This is a genomic window from Ruegeria sp. YTSB088 (genome assembly GCF_059609825.1).
The window spans coordinates 14,843-40,158 of the sequence record NZ_JBXWMM010000005.1; the positions used below are offsets into that span (position 1 = coordinate 14,843).

At 55.3% G+C, this 25,316-nt stretch carries 23 protein-coding genes and 1 tRNA gene; 14 read left to right on the forward strand and 10 right to left on the reverse strand.

Annotated elements, in window-relative coordinates; translation table 11 throughout:
* Positions 1 to 4: 4 nt before the first annotated feature.
* The 6 genes from AC2FFA_RS09410 to doeB are packed head-to-tail and all read left to right on the forward strand — an operon-like array spanning position 5 to position 5,403.
* On the forward strand, positions 5 to 442 hold the full coding sequence (locus tag AC2FFA_RS09410) for a universal stress protein (protein WP_209226310.1): 438 nt from the start codon (positions 5 to 7) through the stop codon (positions 440 to 442).
* 7 nt (positions 443 to 449) lie between these two features.
* Entirely contained in the window at positions 450 to 1,214 is a 765-nt protein-coding gene (gene eutA, locus AC2FFA_RS09415) for an ectoine utilization protein EutA (protein WP_496851362.1), read from the forward strand.
* A 17-nt stretch (positions 1,215 to 1,231) separates the two neighbouring features.
* The gene (eutB, locus tag AC2FFA_RS09420; protein WP_496851364.1) at positions 1,232 to 2,221 is read left to right on the forward strand and encodes a hydroxyectoine utilization dehydratase EutB; all 990 of its coding nucleotides are present in this window, start codon (positions 1,232 to 1,234) and stop codon (positions 2,219 to 2,221) included.
* Position 2,222: 1 nt separating this feature from the next.
* Complete coding sequence (gene eutC / locus AC2FFA_RS09425) at positions 2,223 to 3,215, forward strand: ectoine utilization protein EutC (RefSeq protein ID WP_496851365.1); 993 nt, start codon at positions 2,223 to 2,225, stop codon at positions 3,213 to 3,215.
* A gap of 11 nt (positions 3,216 to 3,226) precedes the next feature.
* Complete coding sequence (gene doeA / locus AC2FFA_RS09430) at positions 3,227 to 4,414, forward strand: ectoine hydrolase DoeA (RefSeq protein WP_496851367.1); 1,188 nt, start codon at positions 3,227 to 3,229, stop codon at positions 4,412 to 4,414.
* Positions 4,411 to 5,403: a N(2)-acetyl-L-2,4-diaminobutanoate deacetylase DoeB gene (gene doeB / locus AC2FFA_RS09435; protein ID WP_496851369.1), complete on the forward strand. Its 993-nt coding sequence runs from the start codon at positions 4,411 to 4,413 to the stop codon at positions 5,401 to 5,403. The genes doeA and doeB overlap by 4 nt, the downstream gene beginning before the upstream one ends.
* A 312-nt stretch (positions 5,404 to 5,715) precedes the next feature.
* Here doeB and AC2FFA_RS09440 read toward each other — a convergent pair whose 3' ends face one another.
* Positions 5,716 to 6,477, reverse strand: a complete 762-nt coding sequence (locus tag AC2FFA_RS09440; RefSeq protein WP_496851371.1) for a prephenate dehydrogenase/arogenate dehydrogenase family protein — start codon at positions 6,475 to 6,477, stop codon at positions 5,716 to 5,718.
* Positions 6,478 to 6,805: 328 nt separating this feature from the next.
* Positions 6,806 to 8,452 (reverse strand): hypothetical protein, encoded by a 1,647-nt coding sequence (locus AC2FFA_RS09445; protein ID WP_496851373.1) that lies wholly within the window; start codon positions 8,450 to 8,452, stop codon positions 6,806 to 6,808.
* Between the two features lie 451 nt (positions 8,453 to 8,903).
* Here AC2FFA_RS09445 and AC2FFA_RS09450 point away from each other — a divergent pair, with 451 nt between their 5' ends.
* Positions 8,904 to 10,298, forward strand: coding sequence for an alpha/beta fold hydrolase (locus AC2FFA_RS09450; RefSeq protein WP_496851375.1), 1,395 nt, complete (start codon positions 8,904 to 8,906; stop codon positions 10,296 to 10,298).
* Positions 10,299 to 10,817: 519 nt separating this feature from the next.
* On the opposite strand, the gene AC2FFA_RS09455 is transcribed toward AC2FFA_RS09450, so the two are convergent.
* The 6 genes from AC2FFA_RS09455 to AC2FFA_RS09480 all read right to left on the reverse strand — a co-directional run bounded on the left by AC2FFA_RS09455 (position 10,818) and on the right by AC2FFA_RS09480 (position 16,488).
* Complete coding sequence (locus tag AC2FFA_RS09455) at positions 10,818 to 12,557, reverse strand: adenylate/guanylate cyclase domain-containing protein (protein ID WP_496851377.1); 1,740 nt, start codon at positions 12,555 to 12,557, stop codon at positions 10,818 to 10,820.
* Between the two features lie 354 nt (positions 12,558 to 12,911).
* Positions 12,912 to 13,424, reverse strand: coding sequence for a LysR substrate-binding domain-containing protein (locus tag AC2FFA_RS09460; protein ID WP_496851674.1), 513 nt, complete (start codon positions 13,422 to 13,424; stop codon positions 12,912 to 12,914).
* A gap of 114 nt (positions 13,425 to 13,538) precedes the next feature.
* On the reverse strand, positions 13,539 to 13,934 hold the full coding sequence (locus tag AC2FFA_RS09465) for a nuclear transport factor 2 family protein (RefSeq protein WP_171237914.1): 396 nt from the start codon (positions 13,932 to 13,934) through the stop codon (positions 13,539 to 13,541).
* Positions 13,931 to 14,791 carry an N-acyl homoserine lactonase family protein gene (locus AC2FFA_RS09470; protein WP_496851378.1) on the reverse strand — a complete coding sequence of 287 codons (861 nt, stop codon included), beginning with the start codon at positions 14,789 to 14,791 and terminating at the stop codon, positions 13,931 to 13,933. The genes AC2FFA_RS09465 and AC2FFA_RS09470 overlap by 4 nt, the downstream gene beginning before the upstream one ends.
* 385 nt (positions 14,792 to 15,176) lie before the next feature.
* Positions 15,177 to 15,253 (reverse strand) — tRNA-Pro (locus AC2FFA_RS09475).
* Between the two features lie 119 nt (positions 15,254 to 15,372).
* On the reverse strand, positions 15,373 to 16,488 hold the full coding sequence (locus AC2FFA_RS09480) for a THUMP domain-containing class I SAM-dependent RNA methyltransferase (RefSeq protein ID WP_496851380.1): 1,116 nt from the start codon (positions 16,486 to 16,488) through the stop codon (positions 15,373 to 15,375).
* A gap of 297 nt (positions 16,489 to 16,785) precedes the next feature.
* On the opposite strand from AC2FFA_RS09480, the gene AC2FFA_RS09485 reads away from it, so the two are divergent.
* The 6 genes from AC2FFA_RS09485 to nqrF are packed head-to-tail and all read left to right on the forward strand — an operon-like array spanning position 16,786 to position 22,646.
* On the forward strand, positions 16,786 to 18,129 hold the full coding sequence (locus tag AC2FFA_RS09485; protein WP_496851382.1) for a Na(+)-translocating NADH-quinone reductase subunit A: 1,344 nt from the start codon (positions 16,786 to 16,788) through the stop codon (positions 18,127 to 18,129).
* Positions 18,130 to 18,134: 5 nt separating this feature from the next.
* Positions 18,135 to 19,343 carry an NADH:ubiquinone reductase (Na(+)-transporting) subunit B gene (locus tag AC2FFA_RS09490; protein WP_496851384.1) on the forward strand — a complete coding sequence of 403 codons (1,209 nt, stop codon included), beginning with the start codon at positions 18,135 to 18,137 and terminating at the stop codon, positions 19,341 to 19,343.
* The gene (locus AC2FFA_RS09495) at positions 19,336 to 20,151 is read left to right on the forward strand and encodes a Na(+)-translocating NADH-quinone reductase subunit C (RefSeq protein ID WP_496851386.1); all 816 of its coding nucleotides are present in this window, start codon (positions 19,336 to 19,338) and stop codon (positions 20,149 to 20,151) included. The genes AC2FFA_RS09490 and AC2FFA_RS09495 overlap by 8 nt, the downstream gene beginning before the upstream one ends.
* On the forward strand, positions 20,151 to 20,804 hold the full coding sequence (locus AC2FFA_RS09500; protein WP_171125643.1) for an NADH:ubiquinone reductase (Na(+)-transporting) subunit D: 654 nt from the start codon (positions 20,151 to 20,153) through the stop codon (positions 20,802 to 20,804). Before AC2FFA_RS09495 ends, AC2FFA_RS09500 begins: the two co-directional genes overlap by 1 nt.
* Positions 20,804 to 21,412, forward strand: coding sequence for an NADH:ubiquinone reductase (Na(+)-transporting) subunit E (gene nqrE, locus AC2FFA_RS09505; RefSeq protein ID WP_050603817.1), 609 nt, complete (start codon positions 20,804 to 20,806; stop codon positions 21,410 to 21,412). The genes AC2FFA_RS09500 and nqrE overlap by 1 nt, the downstream gene beginning before the upstream one ends.
* Positions 21,413 to 21,422: 10 nt before the next feature.
* A complete protein-coding gene (gene nqrF, locus AC2FFA_RS09510) occupies positions 21,423 to 22,646 on the forward strand; it encodes an NADH:ubiquinone reductase (Na(+)-transporting) subunit F (protein ID WP_117873116.1) in 1,224 nt (407 codons plus the stop codon).
* Between the two features lie 59 nt (positions 22,647 to 22,705).
* Here nqrF and AC2FFA_RS09515 read toward each other — a convergent pair whose 3' ends face one another.
* Positions 22,706 to 23,719 (reverse strand): NAD-dependent epimerase/dehydratase family protein, encoded by a 1,014-nt coding sequence (locus AC2FFA_RS09515; protein WP_496718310.1) that lies wholly within the window; start codon positions 23,717 to 23,719, stop codon positions 22,706 to 22,708.
* A 184-nt stretch (positions 23,720 to 23,903) separates the two neighbouring features.
* Here AC2FFA_RS09515 and AC2FFA_RS09520 point away from each other — a divergent pair, with 184 nt between their 5' ends.
* Positions 23,904 to 24,668 carry a metallophosphoesterase family protein gene (locus AC2FFA_RS09520; protein WP_496851389.1) on the forward strand — a complete coding sequence of 255 codons (765 nt, stop codon included), beginning with the start codon at positions 23,904 to 23,906 and terminating at the stop codon, positions 24,666 to 24,668.
* An 11-nt stretch (positions 24,669 to 24,679) separates the two neighbouring features.
* Here the strand turns inward: AC2FFA_RS09520 and AC2FFA_RS09525 are convergent, their stop codons facing one another.
* Positions 24,680 to 25,204: a CBS domain-containing protein gene (locus AC2FFA_RS09525; protein WP_496851390.1), complete on the reverse strand. Its 525-nt coding sequence runs from the start codon at positions 25,202 to 25,204 to the stop codon at positions 24,680 to 24,682.
* Positions 25,205 to 25,316: the final 112 nt, after the last annotated feature.

A 25,316-nucleotide genomic window follows, 5' to 3' on the forward strand; every position in this document is an offset into this window, starting at 1 on the left:
GCGCATGTTTACATCGATACTGGCGGCATTTGACGGGTCCGAAGGCGCAGTCGCGGCGCTTCAAAAAGCGGCGGAGCTGGCGAAACTTTCGGGCGCGGAACTTACGATTTTGACCCTCTACCGGCACCATTCGGTGCTAGAAGGGTCAATGTATGTCACAGACGTAGAACAACCCGATAACATTGACGAAATCATGCGTGAACGTTCCAAGGAAATCGCGGAAAATGGCGCATCAATCGCCCGGGAGGCGGGCTGCGAGCACATCCGGGCGTTCGTCAAAAGCGGGCCGGTCGCGCGAACGATCATTGGCTTCGCGCAAGAGCATAAGAATGACCTGATCGTCATGGGAAGCCGTGGTTTGGGGTCAATCGAAGGGTATTTGCTGGGAAGCGTCTCACACAAAGTGACAAGCCTGGCACAATGCCCTGTACTTGTGGTGTGAGGTAGAAATGGAATTGTCCATAAGATCTTCGGTTTCATCCGTTGCATCCAGTCTCGACGCCCGCCCCGTTGCAAAGCGTATCGGATTGGTCGCCCTGGCTACGGATCATACGACCGAAGTGGACTTTGCGCGGATGCTGCAAGGCGAGGATGTTGGTGTCTATGTGAATCGTATCACGTTCGACAACCCGACCACTCACGACAGCCTTATGCGCACCGGTCCGCGTCTTGCAGCGGCGGCCGCCGACATTTTGCCGGGTGAGGCGCTGGATGTTCTGGTCTATGGATGCACCGCCGCCTCTGTGGTCTTGGGCAACGACACGGTGGCCGAACACATGAACAAGGCCAAGCCCGGCGCGCCATGCGTGACCCCAAGTTCCGCCGCCTTCGATGCATTCGATGCTCTGGGAGTTAGGAAGGTCAGTGTTCTGACCCCCTACACGCAGGATGTAACGGATTCCCTTGCCGCCTATTTCTCACAACTCAGCGCAACCGTCGTGAACGCCGCCTGTTTCGGGCTGACTGACGATCGCGAAATGGCGCGTATATCCAAAGAAAGCATTGTCGAGGGCGGGGTTGCTGCCTGCGCCGATGATGCCGATGCACTTTTCATTTCCTGCACCGCCGTTCGGGCCGCCGGATGTGTCGAGGAATTGGAGCAGCGGCTGAGCAAGCCGGTTGTGACGTCCAATCAGGCGATGGTTTGGCGGTGCATGAAGCATCTGGAGATACCCACTGACGTGCCTCATGGAGGCTTGCTGTTTAAGACGTAACATGCTCGGAATAAGCAATGAAATCTGAAATCACTCTTCAGGACAGCCATGCGGCGCGGCAGCGCATTTCTGGCCATGTCCGGGCCACTCCGATTGCCGCCTCACCCAGTCTGAGCGCGACAACCGGTGGCACCATCGAACTCAAATTAGAGCAGCTGCAAAAAACCGGCAGTTTCAAACTTCGCGGCGCGACCAACGCGGTCTTGTCGTTGACCGAAGCCGAGCGCGCGCACGGCGTAGTCGGTGTCTCCACCGGCAATCACGGTCGCGGTCTAGCATACGCGGCAAAACAAGCGGGCGTCCGGTGCATCATCTGCATGTCGGAGCTTGTGCCGCAAAACAAGGTGGACGGGATCAAGGCGGAAGAGGCCGAGGTTCGTATCGTCGGGCGATCGCAGGATGATGCCCAGCTGGAAGTCGACAAACTCGTTGCCGAAGGCATGGTTATGTTGCCGCCGTTTGACCACCCTCAGATCATCACAGGGCAAAGTACACTGGCGCTTGAGATGCTTGAACAGTCGCCAGATCCCGATACCGTACTGGTCCCCTTATCCGGCGGTGGGCTGATTTCTGGGGTAGGCATGGTCATCAAAGCGCTGAGTTCATCGACCCGCGTGATCGGTATTTCGATGGAGCGCGGTGCCGCCATGTATGAAAGCCAACAGGCGGGCAAGCCCACTATGGTCCCCGAGCTTCCAACCCTCGCGGACAGCCTCGGCGGTGGGGTCGGGCTGGACAACGAATACACTTTCGCAATGACCCGCGACTTTGTTGACGAGATCGTTCTGGTCAGTGAGGCTGAGATTGCCGCAGCCATTCGCCACGCCTATTGGCAAGATCGTCTGGTCATCGAAGGCTCGGGCAGTGTGGGGATTGCCGCGCTGATGTCGGGAAAAATCAAAGATCCCGGCAAATGCATCGTCGTCATTTCGGGGCAGAATATCGATATGAACCTGCATCATCGGATCATTTCCGGTGAAGATGTAGATGTGGCACAGGAGAGTTGAGTTGCCAGAAATCAAAATACTGACCGAGGCCGACCTTCGCACGCTTGTTCCGCTGGACATCGACGCGATCGATTGCGTTGAACAGGGGTTTGCAGTGCTGGCCGGAGGCAGCGTCGTGATGCCCCCGATCATGACGTTGATGGTTCCGGACCATAATGGCGAAGTGTGCGTGAAGTCCGCCTATGTTCCCGGCATCGACAGTTTTGCTATGAAGATGAGCCCCGGGTTTTTCGACAACCCCAAATTGGGCCTGCCAAGTACATCCGGGTTGATGGTGTTGTTTTCTTCCAAGACGGGTATTCTCGAAGCTCTGCTGCTTGATAACGGCTACCTCACGGATGTCCGCACCGCAGCCGCCGGCGCCGTGGCCGCGCGTCACTTGGCAAAAGAAGACGCAAGCAGGGTCTGTGTCATCGGGGCCGGAGTTCAGGCGAGGTTGCAATTAAAGGCCCTTTCTCTCGTGCGACCAATCGCAAGCGCGGTGATCTGGGCGCGCGACAACACAAAAGCCGAAGCGCTGGCGAGCGAACTTCGGGAAGAGATGGGGATCGACGTAAGCGCGAAAGAGGACGCGGCCGTAGCCGTCTCTTCGGCGGATATCGTGGTGACCACCACACCTTCTTCCACGCCTCTAGTCATGTCGGACTGGTTGCGACCGGGGCAGTTGGTCATCGCGATGGGATCGGATCAGGAACACAAGGTCGAGCTGGAACCGGGCTGTCTGGCCCGCGCGGGCCTGTACGTACCGGACAGTCAGTCGCAATGCGCCGTCAAAGGTGAATTGCGCAGCGCCCTTGCCGCAGGTGTTGTTCCTCCCGAAAAGCAATTTGCCGAGTTGGGAGAGATCGTCATTGGCAATGTATCTGGTCGGCGGTCAGAAAGCGATATTATCATAGCCGATCTGACAGGCACTGGCGTGCAGGACACCGCCATCGCCACGCTCGCAAGGCAACGCGCCGAGGCCAAAGGCGCGGGCACTACATTCAACAGCTGAAGAAAAACACCATGAATGCACCCACACTCCACTTCACGCCCGATGAATTCGCAAGCCGCCTGTCCAAGACCCGAACCGCAATGGAGGCGGCCGGGCTGGATGTGCTCATAATATCGGACCCGTCCAATATGGCGTGGTTGACAGGTTATGACGGCTGGTCCTTTTATGTGCATCAGGCTGTCGTCGTCGGCACCGATTTCGACCCGATTTGGTTCGGACGCGGACAAGATGCTGCAGGCGCGCGGCGCACAACATGGCTGCCCGAGGCCGACATCATTGGCTACCCGGACCACTATGTGCAATCCACCGAGCGCCATCCGATGGATTATCTTGCGGCGCGTTTGACCGAGCGCGGTCAGGGCGCAAAGCGTATCGGCGTCGAGATGGACAACTACTGGTTTTCGGCCAAAGCCTACGCTGCACTGACCAACGGTATGCCGGACGCTTCGTTTTCCGATGCAACAGCGTTGGTGAACTGGCAGCGTGCCGTGAAGTCCGAGACCGAGCTTGACTATATGCGGGTCGCCGGGCGGTTTGTCGAAAAAATGCACAAACGCATCTTCGAAGTGGTTGAGCCGGGTCTTCCAAAGTCTTCACTCGTGGCCGAGATTTACGATGCTGGTCTGCGCTATGACGACCAGATCGGTGCTGGGGGCGACTATCCCGCGCTTGTCCCGCTTTTGCCCTCCGGAGCGGATGCCGCCGCGCCGCACCTGACCTGGGATGACAAGCCCATGAAGACCGGCGAAGGAACGTTTTTCGAAATCGCGGGCGTGTATCGCAGATATCATTGCCCGCTATCGAGAACGGTCTTTCTTGGCCAGCCGACAAAAGACTTTCTCGAAGCCGAGAAAGCGGTTCAAGAGGGGATGGAAGCCGGTCTTGAAGTAGCCCGTGCAGGAAACCTCTGCGAGGACATCGCCAAAGCCTTTTTTGCGGTTTTGTCCCGCCACGGTATCGAGAAAGACAACCGAACAGGCTATCCGATCGGGCTATCTTATCCCCCGGACTGGGGCGAAAGGACCATGAGCCTGAGGGCGGGTGACAAAACGGTTCTTGAACCAAACATGACGTTTCACTTTATGACGGGTCTTTGGATGGACGAATGGGGCTTTGAGATTACCGAAAGCATTGTCATTCGAGACGGCGAACCCGAATTGCTCGCCAAAGTTCCACGCAAACTGATGATCAAACCATGACCGCAACCAATCCGATCTCAAGCACTGTTTCCTTCGATCAGGACGGGGAGTTTCATGGCTTTCTGTCTCTTCCGCACAGTCGCGAGGACAGCGCATGGGGCCTTATACAAATTCCGATTTCAGTGTTTCGAAACGGGGATGGCCCAACCGCGCTGCTTACCGGGGCCAACCACGGGGACGAATACGAAGGCCCAATTGCGCTCCAGTCGCTGGCGCATGACCTGAGTGCTGAAGAAATTCGCGGCCGGGTGATCATCGTACCTTATATGAACTACCCAGCCTTTCGGGCCGCGCGGCGCATCTCGCCGGTAGATGGGCTGAACCTGAACCGCATCTTTCCCGGCAAACCGAATGGAACGGTGACGGAGAAGATTGCAGACTACTTCCTGAACCAGCTCATCCCCTTGGCTGATATTGTTCTGGACTATCATTCTGGTGGTAAGTCCTTGGACTTCATTCCATTTGCCGCTGCGCACGTGCTGGACAACAAAACCCAAGAGGCAGCTTGCATAGCCGCGATGGAGGCATTCGGCGCTCCATACTCGATGACGCTTAAGGAAATCGACCCCACCGGCATGTATGACACAGCGGTCGAGGAGGCAGGGAAGATTTTTGTCTCCACCGAGCTCGGCGGTGGCGGCTCCGCCACAGCACGCTCAGCCGGCATAGCGCGCAGGGGTGCAGAAAACATCCTTAAACACGCTGGGATCTTGAAAGGGGAGCTAATTGGCACTGGCACGACTCGGATCGATACCACCGGTGGCGATTGCTTTCACTTTTCGCCCTGCGACGGAATGCTTGAGATGTTGTTCGATCTCGCGGATGACGTGGCCGAGGGTGACACCGTCGCAAGGATCTGGCCTTTGGATGGGTCAGGGCAAAAGCCTTCAAAGGTGATTTCAAATGAGACTGGGATTCTGGCAGCACGACATTTCCCCGGCCTGATCAAGCAGGGCGATTGTCTGGCTGTTGTGGCCGTCACTCAGTAACGCTTGGCAGTGCTATGTTCGTTTTGTTTGCACGAAAAAACGTCCAATTCGGAAAAAGGAAGTTAGTGCGGGACGTATAAAAACAACCCTCCCGAACGCATTCAAACCGGTTTTACTGAACGCGCTCGACTAAGTGACATAGGGTTCACCCCGTAATGAGCTAGGTGCAAGACCCGACATTCGCTGCGTCCTGACGAGTGATCAAGTTGGGCTCAATGCGGTCGTTCGCTGCAACTTGCTTGAACGTGTACTTTGCGGGACGAAGCTGCCGTTGGGTGCCGCTTAATCAATGTCCGCTTTTGTTGTGGCGGTCTAATCAATTGCTGCCTCCAGCTCTACACTCAGACTTGCGGCCAAATCAAAAAACTGCCGTCGCACGGTCTCGGCGTAGGGATTGGCCTTCTCAATCGCTTCGAATACTTCTGGCGCATCGTGCTGAACCATGGAAATCGCCTCAGACAGCAAGTCAAAACTCTTCGTGGTCATACGCGTTGGCAGCGGTCCCATTCTCAGAAGCACTTTGGCGATGAGGTGCGTGAGCCCTTGGACTACTGCCGCTTCTTGGTCGTGATCTTCTGGTGTCGTGATGATGACAGTCAGACCCAGTGTCTTGCGCAAAAACGCAGCAAGTCTGGCATGTTGCCTTCCCTGAATGGGGCAGACGGCAATTTTTAAACCCTTAATACCTGTCGCAGCACTCTGAGGACCAAACAAGGGGTGGGTCGCGATTATGTCTACATGGTTCGGTAGCCGCCGCCGCATGATTTCCGAGGGAACTACCTTTACTGAGCCTACATCAACAATCAGCGCGCCAGGTTTACAAGCAACTGCAATCTCGCTGACAACCCGCTCAAATGATGCCACTGGTGCCGAAATGAGGACCACATCAGACTGCAATACTGAGTGCATTGATGAAAGACGCACCCCGAGTTTCTTTGCGACCTTGGCGACGTCCGCGGACGGATCGTAGGCCGATATCTCGAAGTGCTGACCGAGATGAAAGGCGGCGAGTTGTCCGAACGCACCAAACCCCACGATACCTAGCGACTTGTTTTGACTTCTGTTGCTGTTCATTTATCGACCTTTGAATTTGCCGCCCGGCACAAGGTCGATTGTTTGTTGACCGCTGTTAGGGGCAGCGGAAAACCAATGATGAATAACCCGCAGCTATCGAAGCTGAGGGTAATAGCTCTGCGATGCGAAGAACGATCCGATCATGACGCCAGCGATAAAGTACACAAGAGAGCAGAGTCAACGATGTTGGTGCCTAGCGGCAATTGGATAGGGCGCTGCATTTTTGAGTTTTGGATTCTATGCGGCCATTCGACCAACTCGATTTGAAGTCCGCATTGCGGATAAAGTAGACGTTGCTTTTAACCCAGACTGTCCTTCTGGTAGCCGATTACTCGGCTGCCAAAGCCTTGTGCCGGCAATAACATGACGCCCTGATTGGCACTTCGGCTCGGGCAGCGGCCTTGTCCAGTTGTAGTTTTATTTGGGGCGCTTCAACCGTTTCACCGCGCCGATTCAGGCATTCGTACAAGCCGTGCAAGCTCCAGACATTGCCTGGGTGCTGGCAGGCCCGGCTAAGCGTTGCATCCAGTCCAAGGTCGGCGCGATAAACGCTTTCCGCTTCCACCATATGGCCTTGCTCCAATAATAGAGCGCCGAGCGCATGCCGAGTGGGCTGCATCCAACCCCAGGGTTCGTCGTAGGGTAGCGTATCATCAATCTCGACCGATCTACGCAGGTGCTCGAAAGCGCTCTCGTGCTCTCCCTTGTGATACGCTAGCTCACCTAGCATCATTTGCTCGGCAACCTTCAAGATGTCGCGGCACGCGTTGTTGAACAGCATTCTGGTTTCAGGCACCTGATCCAAAGCTTCATAGAATTTTACCTTTTCACTCTCGGCGTCAGTGATCTTTTGCTGGTTCGCCAAGGCAACGGTTCGCGCGTACCGCATCATGGCGGTAGTGACGCAGAAAAGCTCTTCATCCACTGGCAGATCCTGATCGAGTATCTCTTGCCAGCGTCCGAACCGGATCAGAACATGTTGCTTCATAGGGATGAAACCTTCGAACCAGTCGGCCATAGGGCGAAGGGTCTCCCCGGGTAATGTCGCAATCAATTCTTCCGCCGCTTCTATCGCTGCACTCGGTTGGCCAAGGAACATCGCTCCGTAGATCTTGAAGTGGTAATTGTGGCAGCGATAAACGGAGTAGAAGTTGTTGGGGCCCTCGCGCTCCAGAAACTTCCTGTCGGCAACGATGGCCGCTTGATTGCGAAGCACCACGTTCATGTAGTCACCGCACAAAACGTCGACGTGGGTAGGCATATGCAGTAGGTGCCCGGCGTCCGGAATCAGTGTGCTGAGCGCATCGCCATGGCGCAGCGCGCGTTCGGGGTGCGGGGACATTTCCATCAGATGAATATACATGTGCAGAAGCCCGGCATGTTCCCATGCGCCAGGAAGAGAGGAGAACGCTGTGTCGAGCACGCCAATTGCCTCAAGCGTATCTGCGCCTTCGGCTGGCTTCCCGGTCGCTAAATCCCAAAGCTGCCAAGGCGTCCGGTTCATGATAGCCTCGGCAAGGACGGCGCACACGTCCAGATCATTGCTGAATTCGGCATGGACTTTGCGCATTGCAGCAGCGAAGGCGTCATTCCACGGGCTAAATTCTTCGACATCTGACGAAGTTGGATAGCGGGACGGAATTGCCTCGATCAGGGCACGTTCAACCGGTGTCAATCGATCTAAAAGCGCGGTAGCGGCATCGATTGATGCACTTGCCAATGCGATGCAGTCGGGCTTCTCGTCGTCCTCAAAGGTTTCCCAAGGCTTGTTGTAGTTCGGTCCGATGCAATACGCGATGCCCCAATGCGCCATCGCACAATCGGGGTCGGCGGCAAGAGCCTTTTGAAAGCAAACTATCGCCTCTTCGTGATTGTAGGCATATGTCCACGCCAAGCCCCGATCGAACCACCTCTGAGCGTTATCTGAAGATGTTGAAATCTTACGCGTATAGTCGCCGAGGTCGTAGTACTCCATCGGGATTTCCCCCACTAAATTCGCTAAGTTTATCACGGAACGCCTTGAGTCGATAGCGACGCCGCAATTTGGCGAGTATCGGACTACCTGCCTATGCTTTTGGCTGCTTTGGGCTCACTGCTTTGAATTGAGCGGTTCTGTCGGATGACGCATATCAACGCTATGCGGTCCTTGGCAGTCTCCCCTTCGAGTTTTCAGCCCTCAAGGTCCGGCTCTTCCGTCTTCGTAGGCTCATTGAGATCGGTGCAAGGAAAGAGTCGCCGACAATACTGCCTTTCGCGAAACAGACGTAACAGCGGCCACTTTAAGCGATTGTTTCTCCGATTTTCTGGCTTTTGGAGACCTTGGCGAACGGTAATCTCGAAACAAAAAACACGCCTTCTGACAATTTATCGATTCTAACATTTTATGGGCATGGTAGAGTTTTCGAGCAATCTTTCCGGAAGTAACCATGAACCAACGCCGCCTTGCCGCAATCCTGTCTCTCGATGTCGTCGGCTTCAGTCGGATGATGCAAGGTGGCTCAAGGGCGCTGCTCAAAACACTGAACACGCTGTACCGCGATTTGGTGACACCAATCATCGGACAGCACCATGGCCGGGTGGTCAAACTTCTTGGCGATGGGGCACTAATTGAATTTCCGTCCGCGGGCCACGCTCTCGAAGGGGCAATCGCGATCCAAACCCAACTTAGAGAGCCGGACCATCCATATTTGGTTCCAGAACGCATTCAGCTTAGAGCAGGCTTGCATGTGGGCGATGTCGCTGTGGACGGTGAAGATATCTTCGGAGACGGCGTAAATATTGCGGCGCGCCTCCAAGCGGCAGCTGAACCCGGTGGCATTCTGGTCTCAAAAGTACTCTGTGATCTTGCCGGGTCGGATTATGCCAACCGATTGCACAGAGAGGGGCTGCGGACGTTAAAAGGTATTGCACAGCCGATTGAGGTGTTGTCGATCAACTTCACTGATGAAGGTGTGTCAAAGTCACGAGTCGACTTCGCCAAAACACAAGAAATCCGCTACTGTCAAACCGATGACGGCACTAGTCTGGCTTGGAGCGCAGTGGGCGACGGATCCCCGGTTGTGAAAGCACCAAGTTGGATTGGACATCTAGAACTGGACTGGCGCAATCCTGCGGTGGCTCCAATTTGCACTTCGGTTGCGCAACATCACCGGCTAATTCGATTTGACGCACGGCTCAACGGTCTCTCCGACTGGGATGCAGAAACTTGCACGTTCGATCGGTTCGTCGATGACTTGGAAACCATATTCGACGCGGCTGGTCTAAAGCGCGCGCCAATCCTTGCGATTTCACAAGGGTCTGCTGTCGCAGCCACCTTTGCAGCCCGTCGACCAGACCGGGTTTCGGCAATTGTTATGATCGGTGGTTTCCCAGTAGGACGAGCAAAACGGAAATCTCCGAAGGATGTTGAGCGAGCTCTGGCTATGAAACAGATGATGACTGCAGGGTGGGACGATGAGTATCCGTCTCTGCGCGATTTAATGGCGCAAATCATTGTGCCTAGCGCTAGCCAAGAGGCCCGGCGGCAATATGCAAAAGACATGAGCCAAATGATCTCGCCCGAAAACATGGGGCGGTATCGCGATGTGATCGACCAAATTGATATCAGGCAAACACTGTCAAAGGTTGAGGTGCCGTGCCTTGTTTGTCATGCGACGGGGGATAGGATGCAACCTGTCGATCAGGGACGACTGTTCGCCAAGGGATTGCCCAACGCGAAGTTCATCGCCTACGAAAGCTCTAACCATGCCATGCCGGACAACGACCCAGAATGGCCGCGTTTCGAGAGAGACGCTTTGGCTTTCTTAGCAGAAAACAAATGAAAGGTTTTGTCAGATCAACTACGCTTGAGCGTGGTATGGCATTTGGGAATGACCCGACCAAACTCCGTCAAGTGCTTCAAAAGCAGTCCCGAGTTCATTCGTCCAACCGTGATACTGATCGGCATCCTAGCCAAACGGCTTGCCGGACAGGTTGATTAGCGGTCATTTGTGAGACTTGCAGCATCCGGCACTATGGGCTCTCAGCAGCCATCAGATACGGTGCAGCATCTTCTCAATCTTCGATTGGGCCGGCAACAGGTCCGGCCCATAGGAGACACTCGACAGGTTGCTGTCATTCTGCGGTCGCAGCCCGCATTGTTGTCGTTCACTGCGTAAGAAAATTCAGTGCATGTTCAATTTTTCACAGCTCGCGACGAAACGGACATTCCTCGTAGTCGCATCAATTTTCGCTTTAGGCTATGCCGCGTTGTTTTGATGCAGCAAGCGGCGTTTCTGGATTGTCTGGTGTTTGATCTCCTTTCTTTGTCTGAGGATGGTTTCGGCCCTGGCCCCAATGGCTCATCCCGGCAGACCTGCCTTCCGCAAGGCTTCAACGACAAGCGTGCGATCCTCACCACGCCGAAACGAATTTATTAGTTGTGTGCGGTCGAGGCGAAAGTCTGGGTATTCGCCAAGCAACGACTGTGCCTCTGTCTTTGCTTCCTCAACCTGATCGGATCCTACCAAGTTGAGTATCCGGTAAAGTCTTGTGATGGTCTGCCCGCCCTCGCTGCTTGCCAGGATCTTGAGTGCGTCGTCACTGCGATCGTGTAGGAAATAAGCAAGCGATAAGTAATTTTTGAAGACATCAGGCGCATACTGATTTGTTGCAAATGCACGTTCAAGATGGACCAAGGCCTGTTCCGGCTCACCATTCCACAACCGCGCAAGGCCAAGTGCGATCATCATGTCGCTATGATATGGGTTTAACTCGTAGGCCCGTTCGGCATGGGCCACGCCTTTTGCGTAATCGCTTTCGAAATAGCGCAGGCGGCTCATAAGCCGGTGAATGTGAGCGGAACGCGGATAGCGGCGCATTAGATCGATCATTTCGTTGAGGGTGAACTCGAGTGCATCTGCTCGCGTTGACGGCCAGCCGCCGGCCAGTTCTATGGCATATGTCCAGCAAAGGCAGAGCTTGGGCCAAAGCCCCTTGGGATCTGATTGCAATACGTTCTCGAAGTGGCCTCTGGCGACTTCGTTGTCTTTGGGATTGACCCGGTGAAGGAGCTGAAGACCGCGTACAACCTGCTCATGAGGCGAGAGCTCGGAATCCGGTTTCTCGGCAATCGCCTTCGCCTGCTCCTCACCGACCGCATCGCTCATTGTGGATGCGACCAACGCGGTGATGTCATCCTGAAGCTCAAAGACATCATCAAGGCTGCGGTCGAGTGTGTCGGACCAAACCCGTTGACCATTGGAGACTTTCACAAGCTGCACACTTATGCGTGCCTTTTGAACCGCAACCTGTACCATGCCTTCTAGCGCGAATTCGGCTCCAAGCCGACGACTGGCTTCGAGAGCTCCGGAGTTTGCGATGGCCTGCTTCGCACTACTGGGGTCTATGAGTTCGAACTCCTCAAAATGGGCAAGCGCCGAGCCCAGGGTTTCAGTCAGCCCTGAGGCCAGGCTTTCTGCGTCAATGCTGGCACCCTGGTGTCGAAACGGTGAAAGGAGAACGGTGGGAGGCTTCCAGGTCGAATTTGAATCGTTGCGTCGTCGTGCTGCCATTTGCAGTTTATCGGGGAAAGCGCGTACACCGGATGTCAGGCGATACACACGCACCGGTTCAGCTACATTTTTTAGGTGCTTGGCACCAAGATCCTCAAACTGTGCCTCAACTTTTCCTTTCGATTGACGCCATGCATCCTCGGAAAGACAAATTCCACCCGGTTTCGCAAGTGCCTCCAGGCGGGCAGCGACGTTGATCCCTTCACCAAACAAGTCATCATCCTCGACAATTACGTCACCCAAGTTGATGCCTATGCGAAACACCAGCGGGCCTTCCATTTGGTCCTGCCATTCAATCGCGCATTGCACGGCTGAAACAACGCTTGGAAATTCAACGAGATATCCATCTCCCATCTTCTTGACGATGCTTCCGAAATATTTTGCGACGGTGGGTTGGATCAACTTTCTCTCGCAATTCTTCAGATGAGCAAGCGTACCTGCTTCGTCTTCGCCCATCATGTTCGAATAGCCAACGACGTCAGCGGCCAGAATGGCCGCAAGTCGCCGCTTCGGTTTGCTGTTTTCCATGAACCTCAGATTAGCCCAGGGTTAAGCTCAAGGCTATGTCTCAGGCGACAAGCGGACGCCACAATCTCAGCACCGTTGAAGCGAAACTTCTAAGCCAGCAAATATCGCATCGCTTTGAAGGCATGCTCGGGGCTCAAAACAGATGATTTCTTCAACTCGCGTCAGCGGAATGCTGCGGCCCTTTCCGGACCTTGGCCGACCGTTCAAGTTTCTGCGGCCGCAGCCCGCATACCGGACATTCGCCGCGACGGCAAAGTCAACCGCATCTAGAACTCACAGTTCGCGGAACAAAACGGACCTACGCTCAGCGCAGACCAATGACCGCATTCCCGGGGCTTTGACCGGAACCAGAGCTCAAATTGACATGAGCCATTTCCTGAAAATTCTCACCGTGACCCGCTTCTGATCGCCGGGGCGGCAGACGAAGTAGAGCCCACGTACCAATGGAACACGGCTTTCATCGATGCGGATCAACCGACCAAGTTTCAAATCCCTCTCTGCTAGAAGATTTCTTGCCAGTGCCACGCCTTGCTCATCTATCGCGGCCTCCAACAGAACTGCACTGTCCACGTACTTGATGCTTTGCGAATTGATCCTATCAGCGTTCAGACCGACTTGAGCAGCCCAGTTTTCCCATCCGACGTTGAATGCATCGTGCAATAGTGGGAGATCAGCCACGTCCTCGGCGCGCATTGGTAGCCGTGTTTGCCCGACAAGGGACGGCGCGGCCACGACAATCAATTCCTCTAGCCTTATTTGCTCATGATACAGCCCGTCCCAACCGGGCTCCCCAAACCGCAGGGCGACATCAACTTCGGACGTATCGAAATCCACAAAGGCATCATTTGTGTCCAGCAATAATGCGATACCCGGATGTTCATGCTGAAACGAGCTTAGTAACGGAACAAGCCATTTAGGACCGCTGCCGCTGCCATGCCACCCATTCCCGAGCCTATGACGATCGCGTCCCAATCAGTGTTCTCAGTCTCCGACATGCTTAATCTCCGTTGGTTGACTAGGAACGATGTCCCAGACCTCTTGAATTCGCCCCTCGACAACGCGCCAGACGACAACGACGTCCACGGTGATGATCTGAGCTTCGAGGGTCAGCGTGTTGCGAGACTGGACAACGACCAGTTCCGGCCCCACGGGCGTGGCCGAAACGGGCTCTATCTGGAAAGTCCCTTGGGATTTCTCTGCGAGATTGGCAAAAAAGGTGCTTATGCCTGCCGGTCCCACATAGTCGCCGTTCAAGTCCGGCAGATTGGGGTTGGAGTAGTGCCAGACGGCATCTTCGGCGAAGAGATGCGCAGAGGATGCTATGTTTCTGGTATCAAGCTGCTGCAGAACAGCCAAAGCGGGATGATCTTCAGTCATGTCTGCAGACTTTCAGGTTCGTGTGCAACACCTGTCGCTTGATCAATGAACTCTGACGCGCCGAAATCATGCGAAGGAACGATCGCGAGATTAGGCAGGCGCTCTTGTAGCTTCCGAACCTTGGCATAGGACGCCAGCAGTGTGGGACCGTCGCCAACACCGGGGACCACATCTTTCTCCATCAACGATGCTTCGTAAGTGACGTCAGCAACAAGCAGGATCGGATCCCAACCCTCCTGCCGGATCAACATAGACATCGAGCCCTTGGTATGGCCGGGCGTTGGCAACAAGATCATGGAGCCGTCACCGACCACGTCATGGATGCCTTCGAAGCCATCAAACAGGGGGTCGTCTGTGGGCACAAACGAAATCTGCTGCCACTTCGCGGATGGGATTTCGATGTGCTCTCGCAGGATCCAGTCCTGTTCCGGGTGTGGCTCCGACAGGATCGACCATTCCTCCGCGCTCACCAGCAGGTCAGCCTGCGGGATGTGTTGAATACCCCCGACGTGGTCAAAATGCAGGTGCGAAATGATCGCCGTCTTGATCTCCTCCGGCGCAACGTCGGATTTGCGAAGGACATGATCGATGCGGTCCTCCGCAGTCAGGTGCAGCCGAAAGATGCGCGGCAGCAAAAAACGCCCGATGGCCTGTTTGATATAACTGCGGTCCAATTGAACGGCGGGGTCAATTCCCGTGTCAAACAGCACCAAACCGTCCTGATGGGAAATCAGGAAGGCCTGGAGCGGCAGCTTCACCCAGCGCCGCCCGAAGAACACCCACCAAAGCTTGGGCAATGGACTGCCGTGCCGGTGTTCCCAGTGCTGTTCCGCGCGCCCGCAATCGAGAACCTGCACGGACCTGATGAGTGCGTCAGAGCTGTGATCGGTTCGTTCTTTTTCCGTCGGTTTTGTGTACAAAAGAGGCTCCCCTCAAGGGATCATTCGGACACATCTCAAATTGTTCGCTGGCTTGGATGAGCGTAGAGATCCGATACCACGACAGACTCTAGTACAAGCAGAGACTGGCAGATTTGATCTCTCTCAAAGCAGTAATTCGCAGTCATGGGAGCAAATGTAACAATGGGCTCCAAGCGGACCTTAGCTGCGCGGTGCCTGACGGCCCGGGCGGAGATCATGCGAAGGCTCGCCGAAAGGGCCTAATTTAGACTCCCATGTGGGCTGGGTGTGGGCTGGAGCACACAAGGCTCTTAGCCCCCATCGCGTAAGTAATTGATTTTATTGGTCGGAGTGAGAGGATTCGAACCTCCGACCCCTGCCTCCCGAAGACAGTGCTCTACCAGGCTGAGCTACACTCCGACCGTGGCGGGTGATCTATACGCGGTGCTGCTGATGCGCAAGAGGTTTTTGTAATGGGGACACCCGGATCACTCGGTCTCAAAAATCGAAAAGAATTTGGGCGGAACCCGATTTGGCAATCACGACAAGGGATCGGTTTTGTACAGGCGAATTTTGGTTCCTCCATGGTCCACTACCGGTCCTGGTGCCAGCAATGGCAGGCGTGTGGCCCGAGCAAGCCCGGGGGCGCTGGTGATTACGCCTACGCGCCATCCCCTGAACCGGTTCATCAGGGTTTTTCCCATGGCACCATAGACTGAACGCAAGCGTTTTTCGTCACCAATTCGCGCTCCATATGGCGGGTTGACAATGACCAGCCCCGCAGGACCCTCGGGTGGTTTGATGTCGCTGACGGAATGCTGTCGAAACCGTGTCCAAGCACCGACTTGTGCCCTTTCAGCATTGGCGGTCGCAGCATCAATTGCGCCGGTGTTGCGATCCGAGCCGTAGAAGGTAAGGGCACAGTCTGCCGTATTCGTTTCTCTTCGCATCTTTTGCCACTGATCAGGATCAAAACCCGCCAGTTCTTCGAATGCAAAACTACGGGAGCGGCCAGGACGCAGACCCAGAGCGATCTCGGCGGCCTCGATCACGAATGTGCCTGACCCGCACATCGGGTCCAGTACGGGTTCGTCGCCCGAGTAGCCGCACTCTCTCAGGAACATTGCGGCCATTGTTTCTCGCATCGGAGCCTTGGCAATGGCTTCCTTGTGGCCGCGCTTGTGCAATAGCTCGCCAGAACTGTCGACGGAGATCGTGCAAATGTCTTTCTCGATTCGGAGCAAGACCCGAAGCCCTGCGTCGGATGAAATCGGAGCGCCCAATGTTTCGGATATTGCCCGCTCGATCCTCTGACGTGCTGCACCCGCATGATAAATTCTGGATTTGCGGCTGGTGGCCTCCACCTTGATCGGCACGTCAGGACGCAAGACATCACCCCAAGGGAATTTGCGTGCACGTTTGTCCAATTGGGCAAGATGCACAGCGGGGAAACTGCCGAGTCGCACCAGAACCTTGTTGGCGCCTCGCAGCATCAGGTTGGCACGCCAGACCTCGGGCCACGACCCCCGGCATGACACGCCACCTGGTACGGTTCTGACCCCTGCGAATCCGTTCGATTGCGCCTCGTCACCGAGAGGTGCTTCAAGGCCTGGGGTGGCAACCAGAAAGATTTCCAAATCTGTGTCTTTTTCCATTCCGGTTGCTTACACTGGAACTTGGGAGGGCGCGACATACAATTGTATGCTTCGGATTCGGTAGGTTTGATCGGTAAATTGCAGGATTGTGTGGTTCATTCTTAACTTTTGGCGGTAACAGGTTTGCGTTTGTGAACTTCCCCGCGTAAAGGGTCCTTGATCGGAAATACGCCTGCGGATTTTGGACCGTTTTCGACGCTTTTGCGACGGAGGTTCGAGAAAACCGCGCTATTGCATGACCCCGAAAGGGTGTTGGCAGAGCTGGCGCAGAAAAGAGGCTTGGAAGAACGTAGCAACATGCAAACTTTCAAACTGAAAAAAGGGCTGGATCTGCCAGTGGCAGGCGCTCCTGACCAGACCATTCACCCGGGCCCGGAATACTCGACCGTAGGCGTCTTGGGCGGTGACTACATCGGCCTGAAACCCAAGATGCTTGTGCAGGAAGGCGACAGTGTTGCGCGTGGCGCGCCGCTGTTTTGTCACAAGGATGCACCTGACGCGATGATGGTCGCACCGGTCAGTGGCAGGGTCGTCGCGATCAACCGTGGTGCCCGCCGGGTGCTGCAAAGCGTTGTGATCGAAGTGTCCGACGTCAATGACGCTGGTATGGATTTCTCGGGCGTAGGGGATGCTGAAAGCGCTGAAGGCGTGACCGCCAAACTGTGCGCTGCCGGTCTGTGGACGTCGTTCCGTACGCGGCCCTATTCAAAAATGCCGGAGCCCGGCGTCAAACCGGATGCAATTTTTGTCACCGCAATGGATAGTGATCCGCTGGCTGCGGATGTTGCCTTGATCCTTGCGGAGGCACCGGAAGCATTTGCTGCCGGGTTGGCCGCGGTCACCACGCTGACCGAGGGTAAAACCTATCTTTGCCAAAAGGAAGGCGACGCAATACCCGGCACAGATGTCGCCGGTGTCGAAACTGCATCTTTCGAAGGCCCGCATCCATCAGGGCTGGCTGGAACGCATATTCACTTCCTCGAACCTCTTGCAGGTGACAAGCAGGTCTGGACCATCGGGTATCAGGACGTCATCGCCATTGGCCGCTTGATGCTGACCGGCCATCTGGATCCGAATATAGTGATTGCTTTGACGGGGCCCGGTGCGCGTCAACCGCGTTTGATCCGTACCGTGATGGGCGCATCAACTGACGATCTGACCCGCGACGAAGTCAATTTGGACGGCACACCTCGGATCATTTCGGGTTCGATCCTGTCGGGCCGACACGCTGATGGCCCGACTGCTTATCTGGGCCGGTTTGCACGTCAGATCAGCATTATCCGTGAAGACCCCGATCAAATCCCATTGGGCTGGATTCGTCCGATGCCGTCGAAATACTCGGTCCAGCCTGTATTGGGTTCTGCATTTGCCAAGAAGCTGTATGCGTTCACATCCAACCTGAACGGCGGTCGTCGCGCCATGGTGCCGACAGGTGTTTTCGAAGAACTGATGCCGCAGGACTATTTGCCCACTCAATTGCTGCGGGCACTGCTTGTAATGGATACGGACACGGCCCAGTCTCTGGGCGCGCTGGAGCTGGATGAAGAAGATTTGGGTCTTGTGGGCTTCGCCTGTCCTGCGAAATATGAATACGGGCTGGCGCTACGCGATTGCCTGACCAAGATTGAAAAGGAGGGCTGATCCAAATGGGTTTGCGCAGCTTCTTCGATCGGATCGAGCCGAACTTTACCAAGGGCGGCAAGTACGAGAAGCTTTTTCCCATCTACGAGATGGTGGAAAGCTTTATCTACACTCCGAAAACTGTGACCACCGTTGCCCCTCATGCGCGGTCTTACGTGGATATGAAGCGGATCATGACCTACGTCGTGATCGCGACGATCCCCTGTATCTTATGGGGGATGTGGAACACCGGTTATCAGGCCAATTCAGCCATTGCTGAGCTTGGGTCGGACTCGGCTACCGGCTGGCGGATCGCGATTTTGCAGGTATTTGGCATTTCGCTGAACCCGGACAGCATTTTTGCCAATGTCATGCACGGGCTGATGTACTTCTTGCCGATATATATCGTCACGCTGGTGGCAGGCGGCATCTTCGAGGTCATTTTCGCGACCGTTCGCGGGCATGAGGTGAACGAAGGTTTCCTTGTTACATCAATGCTGTACACGCTGATCATGCCTGCAACCGCGCCCCTTTGGCAGGTCGCATTGGGCATCATCTTCGGTGTTGTGATCGGCAAGGAAGTGTTCGGTGGAACGGGTAAGAACTTCCTCAACCCGGCATTGGTTGGACGGGCCTTTTTGTACTTTGCTTACCCCGCGCAGATGTCGGGCGATGCGGTTTGGACCCCGGTTGACGGGTTTTCGGGCGCGACGGCTCTGGCGATATCGGCTGCTGACGGCGTGCAGGCACTGGCTGCTGACGGCATCACGTGGTCGAGCGCGTTCTTCGGCCAAATCCAGGGCAGTTTTGGCGAGACATCGACACTGGCCTGCATGATCGGTCTGGCTTTCCTTTTGATGACCAAGATCGCCAATTACCGCCTGATTGTGGGCTGTCTGGCGGGCACCATCGGCTTTACCCTGGTGCTGAACCTGATCGGATCGGACACGAACCCGATGTTCGCGATGCCATGGTACTGGCATATCGTGTTGGGAGGCTACGCTTTCGGTCTGGCCTTTATGGTGACGGAACCGGTTTCGGCCAGCCACACCAATGTGGGTCGCTATGTCTACGGCGCGCTGATCGGTGTGATGGTCGTGATGATACGTGTGATCAATCCGGCTTTCCCCGAAGGCATGATGCTGGCAATCCTGTTCGGGAACGTTTTCGCACCGCTGATCGACTATTTCGTCGTGCAAGCCAACATCAAACGGAGGGCGCGTCGCCATGTCTGATACGCAATCCCCAGAACCTAAAGGCGCACTGGCTAAGTTCCTGGCGGCCTCGCCGGATTCGGTTGGCAAAACGATCTTCGTCGCCGTTGCCGTCTGTCTGGTCGCCTCGATGGTAGTGTCCGCGGCCGCAGTCAGTCTGCGCCCGGTGCAAGAGGCCAACCGCCTGAAGGACAAACAGGTGAACGTTCTGCAAGTTGCGGGCGTGTTCGAGCCCGGCATCGACGTAACAGAGGCTTTTGCCGCGTTCGAACCACATGTGTTGGAACTGTCCACCGGTGCGTTCGTCGATGATCAGTTTGATCCGACCACGTTTGACGACATCGCCGCCGCCAGCGATCCAGAGCTGAGCGTCGCGCTGGACAGCGACCCCGCCGGTATCGGACGCAAATCCAAGTACCGCGTTATATATCTGCTGCGCGATGACGCAGGAGAACTGGACAAGGTGATCCTGCCTCTGCACGGCTATGGTCTATGGTCGACGCTCTATGGTTTTATCGCGCTTGAGAATAACGGCAACGATATCTACGGCCTGCAATTCTATCAGCATGGTGAAACACCGGGCCTTGGGGCCGAAGTGGACAACCCACGCTGGAAAGCACTGTGGAACGGTAAAAAGCTGCGCGACGAAGCAGGTGAATTGCAAATCACCGTTGCCAAATCGCAGCCCTCAGCCGGACCAGATTTCTATGTCGATGCGTTGGCGGGAGCCACGCTGACGTCGGTCGGTGTCGATAACCTTGTGAAATTCTGGATGGGCGATGCGGGCTATGGTCCCTTCCTGGCCAAACTGCAAGCAGGAGAGATTTGATGTCCCAGACCAAAAAAGAGATGCTGGTCGACCCGCTTGTCGACAACAACCCGATTACCCTGCAGGTGCTTGGCATCTGTTCGGCACTGGCGGTGACATCATCGCTGCAAGTGTCGTTCGTGATGGCGCTCGCGGTGACATTTGTGACATCTTTCTCGTCCTTCTTCATCTCATGCCTGCGAAACCAGATCCCGGGTTCGATCCGGATCATCGTGCAGATGGTCATCATTGCTTCGCTGGTTATTCTAGTGGATCAGGTCCTCAAGGCTTACGCCTTCGAGATTTCGAAAACACTGTCGGTTTTTGTCGGCCTGATCATCACCAACTGTATCGTGATGGGCCGCGCCGAGGCGTTTGCGATGAAGAATCCCCCGGTTGCGTCCTTCATCGACGGGATGGGCAACGGAATGGGCTATGGCCTGATCCTGCTGCTGGTCGGCTTCATTCGCGAGCTGTTTGGGGCAGGGTCGCTGTTTGGAATCACGATTCTGGAAACCGTCAACAACGGCGGCTGGTACGTGCCCAACGGCATGCTGCTGTTGCCGCCTTCGGCGTTCTTCATCATCGGTCTGATCATCTGGGCCTTCCGCACCTGGAAGCCGAACCAGGTGGAAGAGCGTGAATACAAAATTCAGCAGGTAGAGGCCCACTGATGGAAGGTCTGATCTCACTGGCCGTAAAGGCCATCTTTGTCGAAAACCTTGCGCTCAGCTTTTTCCTTGGCATGTGCACTTTCATCGCCGTGTCCAAGAAAATTTCAACCGCGCTGGGTCTGGGTATTTCGGTCATGGTTGTTCAGGCCATCACCGTACCTGCCAACAACCTGTTGCTGAACTATCTGCTCAAGCCGGGCGCGCTGGCCTGGGCAGGGTTCCCGGATGTGGACCTGACCTTCCTTGGCCTGATCTCCTATATCGGTGTGATCGCGGCGATGGTGCAGATACTTGAGATGGTTTTGGATAAGTACTTCCCACCGCTTTACAATGCGCTGGGGATCTTCCTGCCGCTGATCACAGTAAACTGCGCCATCCTTGGCGGGTCTCTGTTCATGGTGGAGCGTGATTACAACTTTGCCGAGGCGGCGACTTATGGCTTGTCTTCCGGTTTTGGCTGGGCACTGGCAATCACGGCAATGGCCGGAGTTCGGGAAAAGCTGAAATATTCGGACATCCCCGATGGCCTGCAAGGTCTTGGCATTACCTTCATTACCGCAGGTCTGATGGCCATGGCCTTCATGTCCTTCTCAGGCGTGAAACTGTAAGGGGGCGTTGATGGAAACCTTTACCCTAGGCGTAGCTCTTTTCACCTTAATCGTTCTGGCATTGGTGGCCATCATCATGGCCGCACGATCCAAGCTGGTTTCGACTGGCAACGTCAACATCACGATCAACGGCGAAAAGACCATTTCCGTTCCAGCAGGTGGCAAGCTGTTACAGACACTGGCTGCCGAGAAGCTCTTTGTTCCTTCGGCCTGCGGTGGCGGCGGCACCTGTGCGCAATGTCGAGTGCGGGTGCATTCGGGGGGCGGGTCGATCCTGCCAACCGAAGAAAGCCATATCACGAAACGCGAAGCGTCGTGTGGTGATCGCCTGTCTTGTCAGGTTGCCGTCAAGCAGGACATGGACATCGAAGTTCCGGAAGAAGTTTTCGGCGTTAAGAAATGGGAATGTACCGTTCGTTCGAACGAGAACGTAGCGACCTTTATCAAAGCGCTGACCCTGGACCTTCCGGAAGGTGAGGATGTGAACTTCCGCGCTGGTGGCTACATCCAGATCGAAGCTCCGGCGCACCAGTTGAAATACACCGATTTCGACGTGGAAGAGGAATATCGTGAGGATTGGGATCGCTTCAATCTGTGGCAGTACGACTCGGTCGTTAATGAGCCGATCGAACGCGCCTATTCGATGGCCAACTATCCAGATGAAAAAGGCATGATCATGCTGAACGTCCGCGTCGCCTCGCCCCCTCCGGGCTCAGAGGGTATTCCGGCGGGTCAGATGTCGTCTTACATCTTCAACTTGAAACCGGGTGACAAGGTGACAATCTCGGGTCCGTTTGGTGAGTTCTTCGCCCGCGAAACCCAAAAAGAGATGGTGTTTATCGGCGGTGGCGCGGGCATGGCGCCGATGCGCAGCCACATCTTTGACCAGCTTAAGCGTTTGGAAAACCGTGATCGCAAGATCAGCTTCTGGTACGGTGCGCGGTCGAAGAAAGAGATGTTCTTTGTTGAAGATTTCGACCAATTGGCCGAAGAGTTCGACAATTTCGATTGGCACGTCGCCTTGTCGGACGCACAGCCCGAGGATGACTGGAAAGGCTATACTGGCTTCATCCATAACGTTCTGTTTGAAGAGTACCTCAAGAACCACCCAGCGCCCGAGGATTGCGAATACTACATGTGTGGTCCGCCAATCATGAACCAATCGGTCATCAACATGCTGCTGGATCTGGGCGTGGACCGTGAAGACATCATGCTCGACGATTTTGGTGGGTAAGAAACAAAGAAAAACCGGCGTTGAACACGCCGGTTTTTTCAATTGGCGGCTGGCCCGCGCTATTTTCCGTAATAGTCCCGATACCACGCGACGAATTGAGCGATACCGTCACTCAGCTCTGTCTGTGGACGATAGTTCGTCAGTCGTTGTAGCAGTCTGTTGTCAGCCCAAGTGGCGTAAACATCACCCAACTGCATCGGCATGAAATTCTTCACGGCTTTCTTTCCTACGGCCTGCTCGATGGCTTCGATGAAATCCATCAGACGCACTTTGTCTCCGTTGCCGATGTTTACGACGCGGTAGGGCGCGACGGGTGACAGGCTGTCACCGTCCACGATGTCATCACGACTGGCTGGCCGCACCGGAGGCACGTCGATCAGCAATCTGATCCCGCGCACAAGGTCTTCGACATGCGTGAAGTCCCGATACATGTCACCGTGATTGTAGATATCGATCGGGCGGCCATCCAGGATGGCGGCAACAAATTTGAAATACGCCAGATCGGGCCGTCCCCAAGTGCCGTAGACAGTGAAGAACCGGAACATTGTCGTCGGTAAGTCCCACAGATGCGCGTAGGAATGCCCCATCGCCTCATTCGCCTTCTTTGTCGCGGAATAGATGGTCAGTTGGGTGTCGGCTTTTTCCGTCTCGGTGAACGGCATCTCTTCGTTGGCACCGTATATCGATGAGGTCGATGCCATCAAAAGATGTTCCACCTTATGCTGACGCGCAATTTCCATCACGTTGAAAGTTCCAACGACGTTTGATTCAATATAGCTGCGGGGGTGTTCCAAACTGTGTCTAACACCGGCTTGAGCCGCCAGATGAACAATGACATCCGGCTGAAATTCTTCGGCGACCTGCAACAGCCGATCATAGTTTTCCAACCGATCCTCGGTTGCCGTAAAGCCGGGTGTCTGAAGCAGAATTTGATGGCGACGCTGCTTCAGGACCACGTCATAATAATCCGTCATCCCGTCGTAGCCATGCACGCGGTACCCTTCCTCCAACAACAGTTTCGCCAGATGGAACCCGATGAACCCCGCAGAGCCCGTAATCAAAACCCGTTTCATAGAACCCTCAATACGCCCTGAATGACTATTGCTGATCAAAAGACTTTGTCCCTGGTATCGGGGCAAATACTTTTGACCACTTCGAAAGTCATATCGGACATCCCGACGTCATTGGTCAACTCTTTGCCGATTCAATCAGTTGTTCATTGCCGCCAATTGACGAGAAGGATAGGGATCAACGTGCATGATTACGAACTGGATCAGACGGCGGTTCGACCGCGCACCGGGGCAGACAACGGATACAGTGCCTTGCGACATCGCTCCGGCTGCGAAAGTGACGGCCGTGGGCGATATTCATGGTCGTCTGGACTTGCTGCAGGCGTTGTTGCCCAGGCTGGACGATCAGTGCTCGCTAGTTTTTGTCGGCGACTACATCGATCGGGGGCCGTACAGCGCACAGGTGTTGCACCATCTGCGTCACCTGAGCGAGACGTCAGAAGGTCGTGTTCACTGTCTTCTTGGGAACCACGAAGAAATGCTATTGCGATTTCTGGATGTGCCGGAATGCAATGCCCGGCTCTGGTTTCAAAACGGGGGCGTGCAAACGCTGGCGTCTTTCGGGCTAAAACCGCCTGAAAATGCCAATAAAAACCAGCAGGTTCAAAAGTTGGCGGATGACCTTCGCCTGAAGATGGGAGAAAGCCTGCTCAACTGGCTTGCCGATCGGCCCCTGACCTGGACCAGCGGCAACGTCACATTTGTTCATGCGGCCCTGGACCCCCGACAGCCGGTTGAGGTCCAGGAACCACAGATTTGCCTCTGGGGGCATCCCATGTTTCCCAGGCTCGCACGCAGCGATGGCCAATGGGTGGTGCATGGCCACACCATCGTAGACCTTCCCCGGGTCAAGAACCGGGTGGTGTCTCTTGACACAGGAGCTTTCGCTTCGGGTCGTTTGACAGCCGCCGAGATCAACACCGGCTGCGTTCGGTTCACCTCAACCGTTTGAACAATGGACGATTAACCGACGATCATTTGCTTCATGCGAAGGGCTTCGTATTCCAGCTCTTTCAGGCGGAAGTGGACAACGTCTCCGATCGTGATAACGCCGCATAAATTACCGTCGCGCAGCACCGGCATATGGCGAAAACGGCCTTCGGTCATTGTTTTCAGGACTTCATTCAGCAGATCATCCGGTGTGCAGGTCTTTACGTCCTTGGTCATCAGGTCTTCGACCGATTGCGGCAGGGTCTGGCCGGGTGTATCCGCCATCCGCCGGACAATGTCCCGTTCTGACAAAATCCCCTGCAACTCCCCGTTCTGATCCGTCACAAGTACAGCGCCGATCCGTTTTTCCTTCAGCGTGTTGACCACAGAATGAATGGTGTCGTTTGGGCGCACCGAAAAAACCGCGTCCCCTTTACCTTCAAGCAGCTTGGCCACAATTGTCTGCGAGTGCGACAGGTTCGATTCCGCTGACTGGCTGTACGTCGTCTTGTCAGCCTTGTCGCCGCGCGAGGGCGACTGGTAAGAGGTTGGAGCCATGGGCAATCTCCTTGTGGTTCTTGCAAAGTCTTTCCCTTTCACCTTAGCGCAGCTAAACGACCTGTATAGGGTGCAATTGCGCGGATCGGTAAAAACGCGGGCCCGGAAAGGA

Excerpts from the sequence above, each read along its gene's own strand:
- AC2FFA_RS09485 (WP_496851382.1), top strand. The coding sequence starts at position 16,786 with ATGCAAACTTTCAAACTGAAAAAAGGGCTGGATCTGCCAGTGGCAGGC.
- AC2FFA_RS09500 (WP_171125643.1), top strand. The coding sequence starts at position 20,151 with ATGTCCCAGACCAAAAAAGAGATGCTGGTCGACCCGCTTGTCGACAAC.
- eutA (WP_496851362.1), top strand. The coding sequence starts at position 450 with ATGGAATTGTCCATAAGATCTTCGGTTTCATCCGTTGCATCCAGTCTC.
- nqrF (WP_117873116.1), top strand. The coding sequence starts at position 21,423 with ATGGAAACCTTTACCCTAGGCGTAGCTCTTTTCACCTTAATCGTTCTG.
- doeA (WP_496851367.1), top strand. The coding sequence starts at position 3,227 with ATGAATGCACCCACACTCCACTTCACGCCCGATGAATTCGCAAGCCGC.
- AC2FFA_RS09520 (WP_496851389.1), top strand. The coding sequence starts at position 23,904 with ATGATTACGAACTGGATCAGACGGCGGTTCGACCGCGCACCGGGGCAG.
- AC2FFA_RS09525 (WP_496851390.1), bottom strand. The coding sequence starts at position 25,204 with ATGGCTCCAACCTCTTACCAGTCGCCCTCGCGCGGCGACAAGGCTGAC.
- AC2FFA_RS09450 (WP_496851375.1), top strand. The coding sequence starts at position 8,904 with ATGAACCAACGCCGCCTTGCCGCAATCCTGTCTCTCGATGTCGTCGGC.
- AC2FFA_RS09465 (WP_171237914.1), bottom strand. The coding sequence starts at position 13,934 with ATGACTGAAGATCATCCCGCTTTGGCTGTTCTGCAGCAGCTTGATACC.
- AC2FFA_RS09445 (WP_496851373.1), bottom strand. The coding sequence starts at position 8,452 with ATGGAGTACTACGACCTCGGCGACTATACGCGTAAGATTTCAACATCT.
- AC2FFA_RS09440 (WP_496851371.1), bottom strand. The coding sequence starts at position 6,477 with ATGAACAGCAACAGAAGTCAAAACAAGTCGCTAGGTATCGTGGGGTTT.
- nqrE (WP_050603817.1), top strand. The coding sequence starts at position 20,804 with ATGGAAGGTCTGATCTCACTGGCCGTAAAGGCCATCTTTGTCGAAAAC.
- AC2FFA_RS09490 (WP_496851384.1), top strand. The coding sequence starts at position 18,135 with ATGGGTTTGCGCAGCTTCTTCGATCGGATCGAGCCGAACTTTACCAAG.
- doeB (WP_496851369.1), top strand. The coding sequence starts at position 4,411 with ATGACCGCAACCAATCCGATCTCAAGCACTGTTTCCTTCGATCAGGAC.
- AC2FFA_RS09515 (WP_496718310.1), bottom strand. The coding sequence starts at position 23,719 with ATGAAACGGGTTTTGATTACGGGCTCTGCGGGGTTCATCGGGTTCCAT.
- AC2FFA_RS09455 (WP_496851377.1), bottom strand. The coding sequence starts at position 12,557 with ATGGAAAACAGCAAACCGAAGCGGCGACTTGCGGCCATTCTGGCCGCT.
- eutB (WP_496851364.1), top strand. The coding sequence starts at position 1,232 with ATGAAATCTGAAATCACTCTTCAGGACAGCCATGCGGCGCGGCAGCGC.
- AC2FFA_RS09410 (WP_209226310.1), top strand. The coding sequence starts at position 5 with ATGTTTACATCGATACTGGCGGCATTTGACGGGTCCGAAGGCGCAGTC.
- AC2FFA_RS09480 (WP_496851380.1), bottom strand. The coding sequence starts at position 16,488 with ATGGAAAAAGACACAGATTTGGAAATCTTTCTGGTTGCCACCCCAGGC.
- AC2FFA_RS09495 (WP_496851386.1), top strand. The coding sequence starts at position 19,336 with ATGTCTGATACGCAATCCCCAGAACCTAAAGGCGCACTGGCTAAGTTC.